Raw genomic sequence first — 18,474 nt, 5'->3', positions numbered from 1 at the left:
TTTTTAATTTTGAAAAAAATAATTACTTAACATGAAACAAATAACATCTTTTTTAAGTTTGATTTTGGTAGTATCCCTCGTTTTTATTTCGTGCAAGGATAAGGCCACCAGTAAAATAGTTGCTGATAATGTAGAAAGTGCTACCAGTAGAGATGAAGCACAAAAGCAACTTCCAGTAATGAGTTTTGAAAAATCTGAACACGATTTTGGAACCATAGCACAAGGAACACCTCAAGAGACCATCTTTAAATTCACCAATACAGGAAATGCACCTTTAATTATTACAGATGCTAAAAGTAGCTGTGGTTGTACCATTCCTGAGTATCCGAAGAATACACCAATTGCACCGGGAGCTACAGGTGAACTGTTGGTTAAATTCAATGGGTCAGGTCAAAATCAAGTTACCAAAACAGTGACTGTTACCGCAAACACTGAAAAAGGTTCTGAACTTTTGAGAATCAAGGCTTTTGTTAATCCAAAGGATGCTGCGCAGGCGGTAGGTCCTGTTAAATAGCGATACCACCTGAATGGAAAACATTGGACAGTTTTTACCACTGATATTGATTTTTATAGTGGCGTATTTTTTTATGATCCGCCCACAGATCAAACGTCAGAAGGATGAGAAGAAATTTGCTTCGGAGCTAAAGAAAGGAGACCGTATCATAACAAAAAGTGGACTTCATGGAAAAGTTGTTGAGTTGAACGACAAAGATTATTCCTGTGTCATTGAAACTATGGCAGGCCGCTTAAAGTTTGATCGTTCTGCTATTTCGTTGGAAATGAGCAAGAAACTGAACACTCCCGAAAAGAAGAAGTAATTTATAATGAATTTTGAAAACAGAAAGCACCTGAAACCAGGTGCTTTTTTATTATTTATAAGCGTCGTTTAATCCAACACCTTTTTGTATCATAGGAACAATTTTGTCCAACCTACGGATTTTTGTTTTCTCTTGTTTTGCCTCCGCAACATAGTTGCAAAATTCCTTTTGCTTGGAAAGAGATAATTTTTCAAAGGAAGACTTTAAACCATCACTTTGTGATAATTTGTCAATCAACAACGTAGGGATTTCTATCTCTTTTCTTGTTCTCTCAATCTTAATTTCCTTTCCTTGTTTTTGATTTTCGATAGATTCCATCATGTATTGCAATACACTTTTTGAATCAATTTCATTTATAGAATAAAAGTTCCAATGGCGCATCCCCTTTGTTTTTCCTTCTTGGGCATTGCGTAGAACATTTTTTGGGTCCTTTAGAAAAACTCCATTGAAAAACCATACCCCAAAATGATTTTTAAATCTACATATCCCAAAGATATTTTTACCATTTACTGTATAAATTGGAATGTTCCATTTATAGTCTTCTGTACAATTTGTTTGTAACGCCAATTTTCTAAGTACCGCAATCCCTTTTTTAAATTGGTGTTCTTCATTATAGTATGCATCAAGCTTATCGGTTTTTTCCATGATTACTTTATTTGAACGGCAGTTAGCTCACAAATCTTCACGATTACCTGGGCTGCTTTTTCCATGCTTTCCAAAGGTACATATTCGTATTTTCCATGAAAATTATGCCCACCCGCAAATATATTTGGACATGGTAATCCCATAAAACTTAGTTGAGAACCATCAGTTCCTCCGCGTATTGGTTTAATAATAGGCTCTATTCCCAAAGCTTCCATGGCATCTTTGGCAATTTCTACGATATGGAACACAGGTTCTACCTTTTCGCACATGTTTTTATACTGATCCTCGATGTTGAGTGTAATGAAGTCTCCGTATTTCTTTGCCAGCTTTAGGGCGATATCGTTCAATAATTCTTTTCTGGCCTCAAAGTGTTCTTTATCATGATCTCTTATGATAAGTTCTATTTCTACTTTTTCAATTTCGCCCTTAATCTTGTGCACATGAAAAAAACCTTCGCGGCCCGTAGTGTGTTCCGGGACTTCATGAGGTGGGAGAAGACTTAAGAACTCATTGGCAATTCCAATGGCATTTACCATTTTGTTTTTGGCATAACCAGGGTGTACGCTTTTACCTTCAATCTTAATTTTTGCACTTGCCGCATTAAAGTTTTCAAATTCAAGTTCGCCTACTTGACTTCCATCCATGGTATATGCCCAAGCTGCACCAAATTTTTCCACATCGAACTTGTGTGCTCCCCTACCTATTTCCTCATCGGGTGTAAAAGCTATTCTGATTTTACCATGCTTTATTTCGGGATTTTTAATCAAGTGTTCCATAGCAGTAATGATTTCTGCTATGCCCGCCTTATCATCTGCGCCCAGTAATGTTGTTCCATCCGTAGTAATTAAGGTCTGACCTTGGTATAGCAGTAAATCTTCAAAATAATCTGGTGACAGCACAATATTCTTATCCTGATTGAGGATAATATCTTTTCCATCATAATCCTTTGTCAGTTGTGGCTGAACATTTGTCCCCGTAAAATCTGGGGTGGTATCAAAATGAGAGATAAAACCAATAGTGGGTACCTTTTTTTCGATATTACTGGGCAGTGTGGCCATGATATAGGCATTCTCATCTATAGAGACTTCTTGCATTCCTATTTGATGGAGCTCTACCACTAACTTTTTTGCCAAATCCCACTGTTTTTTGGTACTCGGTGTGGTTTTAGAGTTAGGGTCGCTTTGCGTGTCGATGGACACATATTCTAGAAATCGGGGTAGTAATTTTTCCATAATGTGCGTTTCATCAAAAATAACGTTTATTCAATCGTGATTTTATGAAAAAACGAAAGCTAAAAAGTATCTTTCAAAGCTTTGAAAAATTGACGTAGTTAAAACAACTTTTTTAGTAAAGAAACTGAACAAAATCATATAATACGATGCAACCAATTTGCATTTTTATACATATGCTGAAAACGGATTAACGAAAAAAAGTCAATTCGATGAATTCTGTATGTAGAGTTTATATTTTTGTGGAAAATATGTAAGATGTACAAAATTCTCATCCGTCCAATCCTATTTTTATTTGATGCTGAAGCTGTACATCATTTTTCTTTTGGAGCCATAAAGTTCTTCTCAAGGTTGGGTTTGGGGAGGTTGTTCAGAAAAGCTTATGTGATTAATGATTCTAAACTGGAACGAGAGGTTTTTGGGTTAAAATTTAAAAACCCGGTCGGTCTCGCAGCTGGCTTTGACAAAGATGCCAAATTGTATAATGAACTGTCCGATTTGGGTTTTGGTTTTATAGAGATAGGCACTTTAACTCCTAAACCACAAGATGGAAATCCCAAAAAACGCCTTTTTCGATTGATAAATGACGAAGCTATCATTAATCGTATGGGGTTCAACAATAAAGGGGTTTTTGAAGCAGTTGAGCAGTTAAAAAAGAAGCATCGAGTGTTAATAGGTGGTAATATTGGTAAGAACAAGGTTACTCCCAATAAAAGCGCCATTAAGGATTACCTTATTTGTTTTGATGCACTTTTTGAGCATGTAGATTATTTTGTGGTGAATGTTAGCTCACCAAACACACCTGGTTTAAGGGAACTACAAGATAGAAAACCGCTTACGGAGTTGCTTAATAAGCTAAAGCGACAAAACGGCAAACTTGCCAAGAAAAACAGTGTAAAGGAAAAACCGATTTTATTAAAAATAGCACCTGACTTGACCGATGACCAATTGCTGGATATTGTTGGTATAATGAAGGATACCGCTATTGATGGGGTTATAGCCACCAATACAACTATTTCTAGGGAAAATCTTAAATCGCATTTGACCATTGTTGAAGAAAAGGGGGGGCTAAGTGGAAAACCTTTGGCCAAAAGAAGCACTGAAGTGATTCGATTGTTAGCAGAAAAGAGTAACAAAGCATTTCCCATAATTGGAGTAGGGGGGATTCACTCTCCTGAAGACGCTCTGGAAAAACTGGATGCGGGTGCAGATTTGATTCAGTTGTATACAGGGTTCATTTATGAAGGCCCTGCAATTGTCAAAAAAATTAATCAAGCCCTTTTGGCAAGAACTTAAAATCTTAGTTGTCCAATGAGCAGAAAAATTTTTAGTACGTTCCTTCTTTTATTGGTGACAGCCATAGTGTTCGCACAAAACGATAAGACACCTAAAACCAACTTTACCAAAATGTATCTTCCGGTATGGTTAGAGGCGAAAGAACACTGTCTCGAAGTTGCAAAAGCTATGCCCGAAGAACTTTACAGTTATAAACCAACTCCACAAAGCAAGTCTTTTGCGGAACAGATGGTACACATTGGCTACACCATCGAATTGTTGACCAAACGATATGTACAAGGTATGGAAGTAAAGCCAAATACCCCAGATGCTACCGTAATGAGCAAGAAAGAAATTATAGACTTGTTGGAAAAAGGATTTTCATATACCACTGAAGTAATTTACAGCATTGAGCAATCTAAATTAGATGAAACCTGTGTTATGTACCATAGTGGTAACACGGTAAGTAGAGCATTTGCATTTTTCTATGTGCAAGATCATTTGACCAACCATAGGGCCAAAGCCAATCTTTATTTGCGTATGAACAAAATCAAACCACCCGAATACACTTGGTAAGCTAAGGGAATATGTGATTTTTGAATAGTAGTTTTCTTCTTTTGCACTATCATTATTTTGTATTTTTCTAGGATAAACCCAGTACGTTTGAGTTTTGATACGCTGATACTTTTCACGACCGCATCTTTTGCTTTGGCCATTTCGCCGGGACCGGATAACATATTTGTGCTGACCCAAAGTGTATCAAATGGTGTAAAATCTGGACTGGTTACGGTTGCAGGGCTAGTGAGTGGGTGTTTGGTACATACCACCCTGCTGGCATTTGGTGTTTCCGAAATAATTAAAAGAAGTGATGCACTTTTTTTTGGTATAAAGCTATTTGGAGCTATATACCTATTGTATTTAGCTGTTAGCGTTTATAAAAGTGATTCATCTATTTTGTTGAACAAAAAGGGGACTCCAAAAACAGACTTGTTCAAGTTATTCAAGAAAGGTTTTACAATGAATGTCCTCAATCCAAAGGTGACCATCTTTTTTTTGGCATTTTTTCCAGGTTTTCTATTCAGTGAGAATATGCATACCGTGATTCAGTTCTACGTGCTCGGATTACTATTTATGCTTTCAGCATTTATTGTTTTTGGTACTATCGCTGTTTTAGGGGGAACAATAGCAACCTATCTTTCAAAAAGCCCTAGAGCGGGAGTTTACTTAAGATGGTTGCAGATTGCTGTCTTTGTGGGAATTGCCATTTTCATATTCCTATCGGATAAATAATGGTAATTTTACATTCAGTATATGTCAAAAATCAAACTTATAGAATGTCCAAGAGATGCCATGCAAGGCATAAAAACTTTCATTCCTACCAATGAAAAAGTAGCGTACATTCAATCTTTGTTGGGCTGTGGTTTTGATACGTTGGATTTTGGAAGCTTTGTTTCACCAAAAGCAATACCCCAGATGGTAGATACTGCAGAAGTATTGGGAAAATTAGACTTATCCAAAACAAAAAGTAAGCTTTTGGCCATTGTTGCCAATGTAAGAGGGGCGAGTGATGCATGCCAACACTCACAAATTGATTACTTAGGCTACCCTTTCTCGATTTCGGAAAATTTTCAGATGCGTAACACGCATAAGACCATAGCACAGTCCGTAGAAACTTTAAAAGGTATTCTAGATTTGACGCATGCTAACGATAAGGAAGTGGTAACGTATATCTCCATGGGTTTTGGAAACCCGTATGGTGATCCGTGGAATGTTGAGATTGTAGGAGAGTGGACAGAGAAGTTAGCGGATATGGGCGTAAAGATCCTATCGCTTTCGGATACCATAGGAAGCTCTACCCCAGAGGTGATTCAATACCTGTTTTCAAACTTGATTCCAAAATATCCGCATATTGAATTTGGGGCACATCTGCACACAACACCTACAAAATGGCACGAAAAGGTAGATGCGGCGTACAAGGCCGGCTGTAGGCGTTTTGATGGTGCAATTCAAGGTTTTGGGGGGTGTCCCATGGCAAAAGATGAACTTACAGGGAATATGCCAACCGAAAAGATGTTATCTTATTTTACAACAGAAAAAGTAGACTCTGGTGTAAACTGGATGGTTTTTGAGGCTGCCTATAACAAGGCTACGAAGTTGTTCTCCGCTTATCATTAAAACTAATTTTGTCCTTCCTTATCTTCAAAGAAAGCAACAGTAAATTTATTTAAATCAAGTCTAAATAAATTTGTCTCATTGATTTTCTAAGAATATATTTGCCACCAAAATTATTTTTAAGTAATCTAAATAAACTAAATGATGTTTTTAAAAAGATTTTTCTTTTTTTGTTTTATCGGCCTATTGCTTGTTTCCTGTTCTGATGATGATTCAAATGATATAAATCCAGATGAAATAACCATAGATAACCCTGCAACATATACATTTACAAGAAACGGGGAATCCACGGTTAGTTTTAGCGGTCAAACCACCAGAATTCAAATGGGAGAGGAATTATTGGATGAATTTATGGATGAGACCAGTAGTAAAGAGATTTTGAATGCTATGTTCGCCCATATTGAAGGTGAGGAGAATTTTGAGAATACTGAGTTGAATGCTTCTGACAAGAGTATTCGAAGTAAAACTGCAGCTTCATTTGATTATTTTTCTTCCAATACCACTGACCAAGCTTTAATCAGAGCTGACTTTGAATCTTGGATCAACAATCAAGACGATGAGGTTTTTCCAAATTGGAATACGGCAGCTTCAGCCGGTGTTGCGGGTCAAATTGCGGACGGTACCTCCACTCGTTATGTAACCGGACTTGGCTTGGAGATGAATCAACTTTTTAATAAATCATTGATTGGGGCACTTATGGTAGACCAAGCGCTCAATAATTATTTGAGTACCGGTATTTTGGACGAAGGAAATAACGTAGCTGAAAACGACGAAGGCACGGTAGCAGAAGGAAAAAACTATACCACCATGGAGCACAAATGGGATGAAGCCTATGGTTATGCTTATGGATTGAATGCGGACCCAGCCAATCCAAACGATGATCTGGGAGCCGATGATTTCTTGAATAAGTATATCGGTAGGGTAGAAGATGATACGGATTTTGCTGGTATCGCAGATGATATTTACCAAGCATTTAAACTGGGTAGAGCGGCTATTGTTGCGAAAGATTACACAACCCGTGATGAACAAGCCGAAATTATTAAAGGATTGATTTCAGAAGTTATTGGAATCAGAGCGGTTTACTATTTGCAACAGGCAAAAAATCTACTTGATCAAGAAAACCCTGATTTTGGTGGTGCTTTTCACGATTTATCCGAAGGATACGGGTTTATCTATAGCCTGCAGTTTACAAGAAAACCAAATACTGACGGACCTTATTTCACCAAAGCTGAAGTAGATGCATTTCTTGTTGATTTGTTAGACGACGGAGTCAATGGTTTATGGGATGTATCCACTACGACTCTAGACGAAATTTCTGAAGCTATTGCATCAGAATTTGACTTCACATTGGAACAAGCAGCAGAGTAAGATTTGTTTTTAAGTAGTAATCTTACTTTTTTAAGTAAAAGGAATGGGTTTTACAAAGGTAAAATCCATTCCTTTTATTACTTTTGAAACCTTTTACTTAGAATAAATAAAAACAAAAAATGAAAAAGTATTGGTATTTTCTTTTTGCAGTTCCATTTCTTATTTGGGCATGTTCTTCAGATTCCAATAATGGTGACGGTACTGCAGTGGACGATGAGGTCCCCGTTACATTCGATAGAAGTGCTATGTTGGTAAATTGGGCCGATAATATTATTGTGCCGGCATACCAATCTTTTTCTGCCAAACTCACTGTTCTGGAAGAATCGTACGATAGTTTCGTTTCAGATAGAAGTGTTGATAACTTAACCGCTTTTAGGGAAGCATGGTTGGATGCTTACACTGCATGGCAACAAGTCTCTTTATTTGAAACTGGTCCTGCAGAATCTGTTGGATATCGTTTGAATATGAATACTTATCCTGCGGATGCCGATTTGATAGAATCTCATATCGCTAATGGTGCTTATGATCTTTCCTTGCCATCAAATAGAGATGCAAAAGGTTTTCCCGCTCTGGATTATCTTTTAAATGGATTGGAAACTGATGATGTTGCTCTGGTCAACAGATTGGCCAGTGGTACAGAAGCAGATGGTACCTTGTCGTACATGGATGATGTGATTTCAGATATGAAATCCCTAACAGATGATGTTGTCGGACAATGGGAAGGTGATTACCGCGATACTTTTGTAGAAAATGATGGCTCTTCATCAACTGCATCTGTAGATCGTTTTGTGAACGATTATATCTTTTACTACGAAAAATTTCTCAGAGCTGGAAAAATGGGAATTCCATTGGGGGTTTTCACAGGAGAAACCGCTCCTAATACTATAGAAGCCTTCTACAAAGCTGATATAAGCAATACACTTTTTTTAGAGGGTTTATCAGCGGTGCAGGATTTCTTTAATGGAAAGCATTTTAATTCATCGGCAACTGGTGAAAGTCTGGCCTCGTATCTTGAAGACTTAAATTCTGTAAAAGATGGCGATGATTTATCGGAACTTATCAATAATCAATTGAATACTACGCGTACCGCCGTTTCAGGTTTGGATACTTTTAGAAGTGAAATCGAAAACAACGATACCCCTACCAATATGAACATGGCTTACGATGAGGTCCAACGAGCTGTCCCGCTCTTTAAGGTAGATATGGTATCTGCAATGAGCATCAGTATTGATTTCGTTGATGCTGATGGCGATTAGATGTCCATTTCCTTTTCCAAATACAGACAAATAAATGTAGAGGCCGCCCCTTTGGCGGTCTTTCGTATTCTTTTTGGTATCATGATGCTAATCAGCATCATTCGTTTTTGGGCAAACGGCTGGATTGAAAAATTGTATTTGGAACCAAAATTTCACTTTTCCTATTATGGTTTCGAGTGGGTGAAACCTTTGGGCAATACAACGTATTTAATTTTCCTTATTTGTGCCCTTGCGTCAATCGGTGTAGCGTTGGGATATAAGTACCGACTGTCCATTTTGGTTTTTTTCCTATCGTTTACGTACATCGAGTTAATGGATAAGACCACGTATCTCAATCATTATTACTTCATTAGTGCACTATCTTTTCTAATGATTTTTTTGCCCGCAAACGTGTATTATGCCCTGGATGCAAAAAAAAATCCTAAAAACGCTTATCAATATATACCCAAGTGGACTGTGGATGCTTTAAAGTTGGTATTGGGTATCGTTTACTTTTATGCGGGATTGGCAAAGCTGAATTCTGATTGGTTGGTAAAAGCAATGCCGTTAAAGATATGGCTTCCCTCTAAATTTGATGTTCCGTTGATTGGGGAACTTATGGGTAAAGAGTGGGTGCATTATGCCTTTAGTTGGGGCGGTGCCGTGTATGATCTTGTCATTCCCTTTCTTCTTCTGTATTCCAAGACACGGTATTTTGCTTTCTTCTTGGTGGTCGTATTTCACGTATTAACGCGGGTACTGTTTCCCATTGGAATGTTCCCCTATATCATGATTGTTTCCGCACTCATTTTTTTTGATGTCAAGTTTCATACTAACGTATTGAACTATCTTTCGCGATTGTTGAAAATTACTAAGAACCAGTTTGATAATAATAAAGCCTTAGTATACGCTACCAGTCTTTCAAACCGGCTACGGTATATGGTAATAAGTATGTTTTTTATAATCCAACTTGCTTTTCCCTGGAGGTGCCTTCTATATCCCGGAGAATTGTTTTGGACGGAAGAAGGATATCGTTTTTCATGGCGGGTAATGTTGATGGAAAAATCGGGCTATGCCCAGTTTAAGATAGTTGATAAGGAAAACGGGAAATGGTTTTATGTTGATAATACTGACTTCTTAACCCCTTTTCAAGAAAAACAAATGGCTTTTCAACCAGATTTTATTGTTGAATATGCCCACTACTTAAAAAATCATTTTGAAGCACAAGGACATAAAAATATTGAAGTTTACGTGGAGAGTTATGTGGCACTTAACGGCAGGTTGAGCCGGCCATTCATAGACCCAGAAATAGATTTGACCAAAGAACATGATTCATTTAAACATAAAACATGGATACTTCCATTTAAGGATGAGATCAAAGGTATTTAAAAGTACGGTTTTTTTATTGCTGTTTTCTGTTTTGGTACAGGCCCAAACGAGTTTTTCTGGTTTGGTAATGGATGCGGACAATCAGCCTATATCTGAAGCGGAAGTTTATTTGAAGGAACTGGAATTGTTAACGACCACATCGGCAACGGGAAATTTTTATTTTGATAATCTTTCTGAAGGTAGCTATAGCTTGGTTGTCTTTGCCTATGGTTTCAAGGTTTATGAACAAACTATAAATACATCAAATCAAGATTTGGTTATTTCTCTTGAATCGATAGGGGAAAAACTATCCGAAGTGATCTTGACCAGGGAACGGGAAAAAGTATTTGCATTACGAAACCTTAGAAAAGTTGAAGGTACCGCCATTTACGCAGGTAAGAAAACAGAAGTAGTGGCAATTGATCTGATCACAGGCAATTTAGCAGCAAACAATGCACGTCAGATTTATGGTCAAGTCGTAGGTCTTAATATTTATGACAATGGTGATGCAGGGCTTCAATTAAATATTGGTGGGAGGGGTTTGGACCCCAACCGTACTGCAAATTTTAATGTGCGTCAAAATGGTTATGATATCAGTGCCGATGTACTTGGGTACCCCGAAAGTTATTATACGCCACCTGTAGAAGCTTTAAGCGAAATACAGGTAGTACGTGGAGCAGCATCTTTACAGTATGGAACACAATTTGGGGGGTTGATTAACTTTAAGTTTAAGCAACCCAATCCAAATAAAAAAGTAGAGCTCATATCTAGACAAACTATTGGGTCAAATGGTTTGTTCACTAGTTTTAATAGTTTGAGCGGTACTTCGGGTAAGTTTAGCTATTATAACTATTTTAATTACAAGCAAGGTGATGGCTTTCGACCAAATTCAAATTTTAATGCTAGAAATTATCATGGTCATTTCGGATATCAAATATCTGAAAAGACAAAACTTACTTTCGAAGCCACTATACTAGACTATTTGGCGCAACAACCGGGAGGATTGACGGATGCGCAGTTCAATGAAGATCCTACTTTTAGCAACCGTGAACGCAATTGGTTCGATATTGATTGGAAATTAGGCTCTTTGCGTTTAGATCACAGCTTCTCACCTGCAACAGATTTTAGCCTTAATCTATTTGCATTGGATGCTTCACGGAAAGCATTGGGATTTCGTGAAAATAGAGTAGATATTATTGATGATGGGGGTGTACGAGAATTGTTGGTAGATGATTTTCAGAATTGGGGTGCTGAGGCGCGTTTGCTTTCACGTTATAAAATTGGTCAAAAAGATGCTATTTTTTTGATAGGGTCAAAGTATTATCAAGCATTTAATAAACAACGTCAAGGAGCTGGCCCTGCAACTACAGGCCCGGATTTCAATTTTGTGGATGAAGAGTTCCCTGCCTTTCCAAGAAAGTCCACATATAATTTCCCTAATTTGAACTTGGCCGTTTTTGGGGAGAATATCATTAATTTAAGTGACCGTTTTTCTATTACCCCCGGTTTTCGTTTTGAATACATAAAAACATCTGCCATTGGCAATTTTACTACGATATTTACCGATTTGGCCGATAATGTTCTAGAAACTCGCGTAACCGAAGAAGATCGTGACTTAGAACGTTCTTTTGTCTTATTGGGTCTAGGCGCCTCCTATAAATTAAATAAGAGTGTTGAGTTTTACGGCAACATATCCCAAAATTATCGTTCAGTGACCTTTAATGATTTAAGGGTGATAAATCCATCGCAGGTGATTAGTGAAGATTTAGAAGATGAAGAGGGCTTTACAGCCGATATTGGAGCAAGAGGTAGGTTTAAGGAATTCTTGTCTTATGATATTAGTAGTTTTTTGTTGTATTATGATAATCGTATTTCTAGAACCATTCCATTGGTGGACGACCAAAATAGAGTTAGAAACCTCACGGATAATGCTGGTACAGCCGTTATCTATGGTTTGGAACTACTTGGTGATTGGAACGTAAAAGAAACACTGTTGGATGTTTCGCAAGATATACAATTGAACCTTTTTGGTAACCTGGCCTTGACTTCTTCAGAATATATAGAACAAGCAGAGGGAATCAATAATGTGGAAGGGAAAAAGGTTGAACATATACCAGAGATAAATTTTCGTTCTGGAGTACGATTTGGATATAAAAATTTTCTTGGTTCTTTACAGTACACATATTTATCGAAACAATTCAATGATCCGCAAAATTCACCACCGCTTACTGAATCAACTGCGCCAAGTGCCGGTATTATTGGTGAATTACCGGCTTATGGCATTATGGATCTATCTTTTTCCTATTCCTATAAACAGTTTAGGTTAGAAACAGGTATTAACAACCTTCTTGACGAATCCTATTTTACGCGAAGAGCTACAGGATACCCGGGTCCGGGAATTATTCCGGCAGATCCAAGAACGTTCTATACAACACTTCAGATTAAACTATAGTAAAAAAGAAAGCGGCTGAATCCAATAGCCGCTTTCCAAACCTACTAACTCCTGAGAACACTTAGGAATTAGTTTTCTATGAATTGATAGTTTATGTCTTTGTGCTTTAATAACCTGATGGGTGAAAACTCAATATGCAACAAGTTCTTAATTTCGTCCAGTTCTTGTTTGTTTACCAATATCGTGAAAAACTTGTTTCCTACCGAAATAGGTATTTTTCGATGATTTAGGGATTGAATGTAATTTTTTTCCCAATATGTTACATCTAACTGGAAAATGTATTTTTTAAAATTTTCAAGTTCCCATTCATAAAATTCAAAACATAAATTATTGAAGACCAACTGGAAAAGTTTACTGTGATTACAAAAAGTAAATAATCCGTTCTTAGTTTGGCTTAAAACTTCTAAAGATTGATACATAATGGGAGTATTATGTCATAAATATAATTATTATTTATAATGAATCTAAATAAAATGACATTAAAAACCAATGTGATTTCCTAAACATCTTATTTGTATTAAAATATGGTATCTTTGCACGCAATTAATTCGTAATTGCAATGGAAGCCCACCTAAAAAAGATTATTGGCGAAGGTTTAACGTACGACGATGTACTGCTTGTACCTGGATATTCTGAAGTACTGCCAAGAGAAGTCAACATTCAAACAAAATTCACTCGTAACATTACCATAAATGTGCCTATTGTTTCTGCTGCAATGGATACGGTGACCGAGTCGCAAATGGCAATTGCCATGGCTCAAGAAGGCGGTATTGGCGTCTTGCATAAAAATATGACCATTGAACATCAGGCAATTAAGGTCAGAAAGGTAAAAAGGGCCGAAAGCGGTATGATCATCGACCCTGTTACACTTCCGCTAGATTCTGTTGTTCGTGATGCAAAGGCCAACATGAAAGAACATAGCATTGGCGGAATCCCTATAGTTGATGAAGACAAAAAGTTGATCGGTATTGTGACCAACAGGGATTTACGATTTGAAAAGAATGATGATAGACCCATTGCTGAAGTGATGACTTCAGAAAATCTGGTAACTGTTGGTGAGGGTACTTCGCTTTCTGATGCTGAAGTAATTTTACAAGAAAACAAAATCGAGAAACTCCCAGTTGTTAATGATAAGTGCGTGCTGGTAGGACTAATTACGTTTAGGGATATTACCAAATTGACCCAAAAACCTATGGCAAACAAAGACCAATACGGTCGCTTGCGTGTAGCTGCTGCCATTGGAGTTACACCAGATGCCGTTGATAGGGCAGGGGCATTGGTCAATGCCGGTGTTGACGCTATAGTTATTGATACCGCACATGGACATACCAAAGGTGTGGTGAATATTCTAAAAGAGGTAAAAAAGTCTTTTCCTGAGCTGGAAGTAATCGTAGGAAATATAGCTACAGGTGAAGCTGCTAAATATCTTGTAGAAGCAGGAGCAGACGCAGTCAAAGTTGGTATTGGTCCTGGTTCTATTTGCACGACTAGGGTGGTCGCTGGAGTAGGATTTCCTCAATTCTCTGCAGTTTTAGAGGTTGCAGCTGCCATAAAAGGTTCCGGTGTTCCTGTAATTGCTGATGGGGGCATACGCTATACGGGAGATATTCCAAAAGCTATTGCTGCGGGTGCGGATACGGTTATGTTGGGATCACTATTGGCAGGTACAAAAGAATCTCCGGGCGAAACGATAATCTACGAAGGACGTAAGTTTAAATCGTATCGTGGAATGGGCTCTGTTGAGGCTATGAAAGAAGGGAGTAAGGACCGCTATTTTCAAGATGTTGAAGACGATATCAAAAAGTTGGTTCCCGAAGGTATCGTTGGCCGTGTACCCTATAAAGGAGATCTGTACGAAAGTATGCACCAATTTATCGGTGGCCTGCGTGCCGGTATGGGTTATTGCGGTGCCAAGGATATTGAAACGCTTAAAGATTCAGGGCGTTTTGTGAAGATTACATTTAGCGGTATTAACGAAAGCCATCCACATGATGTAACCATTACCAAAGAGAGTCCTAATTACAGTAGATAGCAACTAATAATTGACTATTTATAAATGTTGGTTTTTTAGCTGGACAAATCAATTCACTTTGCTTATCTTTTAAGAATTAAAGATGAGTCTAGCCAACCCAGTTTATGTATTGACCGTTTTATGCCTGATGGTGATTTTATCATTTTATGCAGGCAGGACCAAATGGGGCAAACCCATGGGTGCGGCGCTGTTGGTTATTGTTTTTACTGCCATTGTTGCTAACCTGAAGCTAATACCCTCCGCCTCGAATTCCATTCCGTTATATGGTGCCATATTTAGTTATTTGGCTCCGATCTCGATATTTTTTTTGCTGCTTGGAGCTAATTTAACAGCCATAAAGAAAGCAGGGACACCAATGATAGTTCTTTTTTTGATTGGTTCATTGGCCACTGTGTTTGGAATCGTTTGTTCATGGTATTTAGTTTCGCCACAAGATATTTTAGGCGATGATGCAAAAGTATTGGCGGGAATGCTTACCGGAACGTATACTGGTGGTAGCATAAATTTTAATGCAGTTGCTTTGGCGTACAATTTTCAGGAAAAAGGGAGTTTATATGCGGGTACCATTGCCGTAGATAATGTGGTTACTGCTATTTGGGTAGTAGTGACAATAGCCATACCGGTAGCGCTTCGACGTTTTTTTAAGGACAAAAAAATTGGATCCCCTACTTCCGCTAAAGATGAAACTGCTTCGGATACGCTGGATTTATATTCTTTGGGAATTCTTTTGGTCTTAGGTTTAACGGCATTCCTGGTATCTGAACTTATAGCCCATGTATTCCCTAAGATACCCTCTATTATTACCATTTCTACAATAGGAATCATATTGGCACAATTTTCATTCATTACCAAACTTAAGGGGAGTCGAACCCTGGGTTTATATTTGGTTTATTTATTTCTGGCGGTTATTGGGGCTTACTGTGAAATTGGAGCGGTCGTAGCACTCAAGGAAATTGGGTTTACCCTATTCGGATTTACCTTATTGGCTGTGGTAGTTCATGGATTGTTCATTATCCTTTTTGGATTTATGGTATTTAAGGATTGGGACATGATTGCAATAGCGAGTCAGGCGAATGTGGGAGGAAGTACTTCTGCTATTGCTTTGGCAGAAAGCTTTAATCGTAAAGAACTTGTCTTGCCTGCAATATTGGTAGGTACGTTGGGAAATGCCCTAGGAACTTACTTAGGATTTATGGTGGTATTAGTCTTATAGAATTACAGTATTCTATTTTCCGGCATATGTCTGCCAATCTTGGTCCTTGTAGATATTATCCCCAAAGTAACGGGCAATCTGCAAAAAGGGCTTGACTTTTTGATAGCCTGGTACAGGGGAAAGCATTTTTAGATTTTCGTCCAAAAATACAACCGTGGGATAACTCATTTTGCCTTGTAGAAGCGCAGCGGCGAATTCATGATAGCCCCTTCTTCCAGAAGGTACATATTTAAAGGTCTTACCCTCATATTCAATTGGGTCTTTGCCTTCTGCATCAAGCTTGACCATATAAAAATTGTTCTGCATGTAGGCAGCTACTTCTGGATTTTGAAAAGTATCTTTATCCATTTTTTTGCACCATCCGCACCAATCCGTGTAAACATCTATAAAAATCTTTTTGGTATTCCCTTCGTTTTTGGTAAGTGCTACGGCCTCATCCCAAGATACCCATTGTACATCTTGTGCTTGGGATTGGAATCCTGTTAAAAGAAAAAAAAGTAAGCCAATTTGGGTAAAGTAGGTAAAAATTGAGCGCATAGTTTTTTATTTTATAAGGTTTAGTCCATCGACCAGTACAAAACTAACGAAAATTGTGCCAAAATAGTATTTAGGGCACATATGCTAACATGTATATTAGGTTGATATAAATTGGATTATTCTTCATTTAGGCAGAAAATCTCTGAGGACTTTCATAAAATGATTAGAATAAGCAATCATGCAATACCATTATAGGCTCAGATGCTTTAGAAGCTTAACTTCTTTTTATGAGAATCCAGCTAATCTAAATTTATTTATCCTCATTTTTGGTAACTACCATTTCGATTGATGCAGATGAATTGTTGTAGGTATCAGATAAGATACCGATTTTATAACCCTCAAAGGTAATAGTGAGATTAGCTTTGTTTTCAATTTCGGAACTGTAAAAACTGATGCTTTTTTCAATATCTTTTGCTACAACTTTCAAGGTATATTCTATATCAGAAAAATAATTGCGATTCTCATCTTCCGGAGGTGCATCATATCCCCATTCTTCAATAACATCTATTAGTTGAATTGCCATATGTTCATCTTGATTTCCAATGGTCAAACTTTCAGTACTCGATATTTTAAAGGCTTTTCCAAATTGTATTTTCGGTTTCTTCGTTACTTCTTGTGCAATTAAATTTCCATATGTAAAGAGTATTGCTATTAATAGCAGTATCGTACTTCTTTTCATAAAATTAGAATTACTGCTAATCATCATGATAGGCCTTCTTCTTGTTTTCTTAAAGGATTTAGAATAAGCATAGTAGTAAATAAAAATAGGCTATAATATACTTAAAATACCAACAACGGTTCGAGTTTAAATCCAAATCGCTATTGTTTTTATGTAATCAGAATCAGATTTTATTTTTCTTCAAATATGTGGTTTTGCATTTTGTAGTTTAAGTTAATACTATTTTTTTCCATTACTCTGATTTAGAGATAAGGTTATTCTAAAAGCATACGTTACTTTTCCATTTAAATAGGGTGCCAACTCATCTGAAGTTGTAAAGTGTATTATTCCAGTTTAGCCATTAACCCCCAACCGTTGGCTTTATCTATAACGATACAATGTATCTTGTTTTCTCCTTTTTTGAGCGGTAGGTACAATGTGTTGGTATTAATGGCCATATGCCCCATGTATTGTATCCCTTTGGATCTAAAAGCGTTATTGCCATCAAAAAGAATCTTACCATTTAAATACACGATTATTTTGTCACTATAATCAAACGAAAACAGTTTTGTTTCGTCATTATCGGTATAAATAGTTGTAGAGGCAACTATGTATTCCTCCGTATTCTGTTCAAAATTGCCAGAAGTTGACTTTTTAATGTATTTGGAAATAGGCAAAAGTCCTGATGTTTCGGTTTCAACTGTAAGGTATTCTTCCTCTAGAAAGCTTTTAAAATCTAGCTTTTCTACTTTGTAGGGACGTGCTTTTGTGATATCCCATTTTTTAATAAGTGTAGCGTCAAGAGGAATATTGCTATCTTTTTTAGGTTGCTCTACTGCATCTTTAGGTGTAATTCTAAAGTTTGAAAACCTATTGGTAAACAATGCAAAAAGTCCAATTTCTCCACTACTTTGGTCAGTTCGTAGATTATCTACGGTCATAACTTTCTCATTATTTACGAAAACCTCTGCACTTTGATTATTGACATCGATTCGCAAGGTGTTCCAACCTTTGTTTTTAAAAATCACCTGTGCCTGATATTCTCTATATAATTGCCAGTTTGATTCATTATTGAAGATTGGAGTGTATTGCACAGCATCTACCTGACTGGATTTGTGCATTCTCATATATACTTCTTCCATAGTGTCGTTTTGCTTCCTAAAGGTGATGCCTGCAAAACTTCTAGTTGAGTTGGCGTACACATCTACTTCAATAGTCCCGTTCGTGAAGGTTTGATTTTTAACAGTGGCTCTTCCACCATTTAAAATTAGTGTTTCCCTGTTGTCAAATCTTTCAAATGAAGCTTCTTTTGGAATGTCCCATTTAGAAGCGACCATATCAATTTTTGTGATGGAATTTTGAGCGATGGCCAGTTGAAAACTCAATAATGTGATTAATGGACAAAGAAATTTTTGCATGACTTTTTATTTACAAATTTCTGCTTGTTTATCTTTCTCTACCTTATCAGTTGA

At 37.3% G+C, this 18,474-nt stretch carries 18 protein-coding genes; 12 read left to right on the top strand and 6 right to left on the bottom strand.

The window, feature by feature from the left end; translation table 11 throughout:
* The first annotated feature begins 31 nt into the window (after positions 1 to 31).
* Both KIM67_RS04190 and yajC read left to right on the top strand, forming a co-directional pair.
* Positions 32 to 514: a DUF1573 domain-containing protein gene (locus KIM67_RS04190; protein ID WP_213830103.1), complete on the top strand. Its 483-nt coding sequence runs from the start codon at positions 32 to 34 to the stop codon at positions 512 to 514.
* Between the two features lie 13 nt (positions 515 to 527).
* Positions 528 to 818 carry a preprotein translocase subunit YajC gene (yajC, locus tag KIM67_RS04185; RefSeq protein ID WP_163418195.1) on the top strand — a complete coding sequence of 97 codons (291 nt, stop codon included), beginning with the start codon at positions 528 to 530 and terminating at the stop codon, positions 816 to 818.
* A 51-nt stretch (positions 819 to 869) separates the two neighbouring features.
* On the opposite strand, the gene KIM67_RS04180 is transcribed toward yajC, so the two are convergent.
* Complete coding sequence (locus KIM67_RS04180) at positions 870 to 1,463, bottom strand: YdeI family protein (RefSeq protein WP_213830102.1); 594 nt, start codon at positions 1,461 to 1,463, stop codon at positions 870 to 872.
* A gap of 2 nt (positions 1,464 to 1,465) precedes the next feature.
* Positions 1,466 to 2,695, bottom strand: a complete 1,230-nt coding sequence (gene pepT, locus KIM67_RS04175) for a peptidase T (RefSeq protein WP_213830101.1) — start codon at positions 2,693 to 2,695, stop codon at positions 1,466 to 1,468.
* A 255-nt stretch (positions 2,696 to 2,950) separates the two neighbouring features.
* On the opposite strand from pepT, the gene KIM67_RS04170 reads away from it, so the two are divergent.
* The 8 genes from KIM67_RS04170 (at position 2,951) to KIM67_RS04135 (ending at position 12,562) form a co-directional block, all read left to right on the top strand.
* Positions 2,951 to 3,988 carry a quinone-dependent dihydroorotate dehydrogenase gene (locus tag KIM67_RS04170; protein ID WP_213830100.1) on the top strand — a complete coding sequence of 346 codons (1,038 nt, stop codon included), beginning with the start codon at positions 2,951 to 2,953 and terminating at the stop codon, positions 3,986 to 3,988.
* 15 nt (positions 3,989 to 4,003) lie between these two features.
* Positions 4,004 to 4,543, top strand: a complete 540-nt coding sequence (locus KIM67_RS04165; RefSeq protein WP_213830099.1) for a DinB family protein — start codon at positions 4,004 to 4,006, stop codon at positions 4,541 to 4,543.
* An 87-nt stretch (positions 4,544 to 4,630) separates the two neighbouring features.
* A complete protein-coding gene (locus KIM67_RS04160) occupies positions 4,631 to 5,257 on the top strand; it encodes a LysE family translocator (RefSeq protein WP_213830098.1) in 627 nt (208 codons plus the stop codon).
* 21 nt (positions 5,258 to 5,278) lie between these two features.
* Entirely contained in the window at positions 5,279 to 6,142 is an 864-nt protein-coding gene (locus KIM67_RS04155; protein WP_213830097.1) for a hydroxymethylglutaryl-CoA lyase, read from the top strand.
* 138 nt (positions 6,143 to 6,280) lie between these two features.
* Positions 6,281 to 7,507 carry a DUF4856 domain-containing protein gene (locus tag KIM67_RS04150; RefSeq protein ID WP_371815660.1) on the top strand — a complete coding sequence of 409 codons (1,227 nt, stop codon included), beginning with the start codon at positions 6,281 to 6,283 and terminating at the stop codon, positions 7,505 to 7,507.
* A gap of 119 nt (positions 7,508 to 7,626) precedes the next feature.
* Positions 7,627 to 8,763 carry an imelysin family protein gene (locus tag KIM67_RS04145; RefSeq protein ID WP_213830096.1) on the top strand — a complete coding sequence of 379 codons (1,137 nt, stop codon included), beginning with the start codon at positions 7,627 to 7,629 and terminating at the stop codon, positions 8,761 to 8,763.
* Complete coding sequence (locus tag KIM67_RS04140; protein ID WP_213830095.1) at positions 8,764 to 10,131, top strand: HTTM domain-containing protein; 1,368 nt, start codon at positions 8,764 to 8,766, stop codon at positions 10,129 to 10,131. It abuts the gene before it with no gap.
* A complete protein-coding gene (locus KIM67_RS04135) occupies positions 10,112 to 12,562 on the top strand; it encodes a TonB-dependent receptor (RefSeq protein ID WP_213830094.1) in 2,451 nt (816 codons plus the stop codon). The genes KIM67_RS04140 and KIM67_RS04135 overlap by 20 nt, the downstream gene beginning before the upstream one ends.
* A gap of 68 nt (positions 12,563 to 12,630) precedes the next feature.
* Here KIM67_RS04135 and KIM67_RS18755 read toward each other — a convergent pair whose 3' ends face one another.
* Positions 12,631 to 12,981 (bottom strand): DUF6686 family protein, encoded by a 351-nt coding sequence (locus KIM67_RS18755; RefSeq protein ID WP_313788423.1) that lies wholly within the window; start codon positions 12,979 to 12,981, stop codon positions 12,631 to 12,633.
* Between the two features lie 140 nt (positions 12,982 to 13,121).
* On the opposite strand from KIM67_RS18755, the gene guaB reads away from it, so the two are divergent.
* Positions 13,122 to 14,594, top strand: coding sequence for an IMP dehydrogenase (gene guaB / locus KIM67_RS04130; protein WP_213830093.1), 1,473 nt, complete (start codon positions 13,122 to 13,124; stop codon positions 14,592 to 14,594).
* 82 nt (positions 14,595 to 14,676) lie between these two features.
* Positions 14,677 to 15,807 carry a DUF819 domain-containing protein gene (locus tag KIM67_RS04125; RefSeq protein ID WP_250149140.1) on the top strand — a complete coding sequence of 377 codons (1,131 nt, stop codon included), beginning with the start codon at positions 14,677 to 14,679 and terminating at the stop codon, positions 15,805 to 15,807.
* A 12-nt stretch (positions 15,808 to 15,819) separates the two neighbouring features.
* On the opposite strand, the gene KIM67_RS04120 is transcribed toward KIM67_RS04125, so the two are convergent.
* From KIM67_RS04120 to KIM67_RS04110, 3 genes are all read right to left on the bottom strand, one after another.
* Positions 15,820 to 16,344, bottom strand: coding sequence for a DUF255 domain-containing protein (locus KIM67_RS04120; protein WP_213830092.1), 525 nt, complete (start codon positions 16,342 to 16,344; stop codon positions 15,820 to 15,822).
* Positions 16,345 to 16,594: 250 nt separating this feature from the next.
* On the bottom strand, positions 16,595 to 17,023 hold the full coding sequence (locus tag KIM67_RS04115) for a hypothetical protein (RefSeq protein ID WP_213830091.1): 429 nt from the start codon (positions 17,021 to 17,023) through the stop codon (positions 16,595 to 16,597).
* 323 nt (positions 17,024 to 17,346) lie between these two features.
* Positions 17,347 to 18,420 (bottom strand): family 16 glycoside hydrolase, encoded by a 1,074-nt coding sequence (locus KIM67_RS04110; protein ID WP_213830090.1) that lies wholly within the window; start codon positions 18,418 to 18,420, stop codon positions 17,347 to 17,349.
* Positions 18,421 to 18,474 lie beyond the last annotated feature (54 nt).

It is taken from the genome of Flagellimonas sp. 389 (assembly GCF_018449435.1).
Taxonomy (GTDB): Bacteria; Bacteroidota; Bacteroidia; order Flavobacteriales; family Flavobacteriaceae; genus Flagellimonas.
Note: the sequence above shows the minus strand (reverse complement) of the source record. Positions and strands in the feature narration are given on the sequence as shown.

Coding starts and splice junctions, on each gene's coding strand:
- KIM67_RS04190 (WP_213830103.1), top strand. CDS start 32: ATGAAACAAATAACATCTTTTTTAAGTTTGATTTTGGTAGTATCCCTC.
- yajC (WP_163418195.1), top strand. CDS start 528: ATGGAAAACATTGGACAGTTTTTACCACTGATATTGATTTTTATAGTG.
- KIM67_RS04180 (WP_213830102.1), bottom strand. CDS start 1,463: ATGGAAAAAACCGATAAGCTTGATGCATACTATAATGAAGAACACCAA.
- pepT (WP_213830101.1), bottom strand. CDS start 2,695: ATGGAAAAATTACTACCCCGATTTCTAGAATATGTGTCCATCGACACG.
- KIM67_RS04170 (WP_213830100.1), top strand. CDS start 2,951: ATGTACAAAATTCTCATCCGTCCAATCCTATTTTTATTTGATGCTGAA.
- KIM67_RS04165 (WP_213830099.1), top strand. CDS start 4,004: ATGAGCAGAAAAATTTTTAGTACGTTCCTTCTTTTATTGGTGACAGCC.
- KIM67_RS04155 (WP_213830097.1), top strand. CDS start 5,279: ATGTCAAAAATCAAACTTATAGAATGTCCAAGAGATGCCATGCAAGGC.
- KIM67_RS04150 (WP_371815660.1), top strand. CDS start 6,281: ATGATGTTTTTAAAAAGATTTTTCTTTTTTTGTTTTATCGGCCTATTG.
- KIM67_RS04145 (WP_213830096.1), top strand. CDS start 7,627: ATGAAAAAGTATTGGTATTTTCTTTTTGCAGTTCCATTTCTTATTTGG.
- KIM67_RS04140 (WP_213830095.1), top strand. CDS start 8,764: ATGTCCATTTCCTTTTCCAAATACAGACAAATAAATGTAGAGGCCGCC.
- KIM67_RS04135 (WP_213830094.1), top strand. CDS start 10,112: ATGAGATCAAAGGTATTTAAAAGTACGGTTTTTTTATTGCTGTTTTCT.
- KIM67_RS18755 (WP_313788423.1), bottom strand. CDS start 12,981: ATGTATCAATCTTTAGAAGTTTTAAGCCAAACTAAGAACGGATTATTT.
- guaB (WP_213830093.1), top strand. CDS start 13,122: ATGGAAGCCCACCTAAAAAAGATTATTGGCGAAGGTTTAACGTACGAC.
- KIM67_RS04125 (WP_250149140.1), top strand. CDS start 14,677: ATGAGTCTAGCCAACCCAGTTTATGTATTGACCGTTTTATGCCTGATG.
- KIM67_RS04120 (WP_213830092.1), bottom strand. CDS start 16,344: ATGCGCTCAATTTTTACCTACTTTACCCAAATTGGCTTACTTTTTTTT.
- KIM67_RS04115 (WP_213830091.1), bottom strand. CDS start 17,023: ATGAAAAGAAGTACGATACTGCTATTAATAGCAATACTCTTTACATAT.
- KIM67_RS04110 (WP_213830090.1), bottom strand. CDS start 18,420: ATGCAAAAATTTCTTTGTCCATTAATCACATTATTGAGTTTTCAACTG.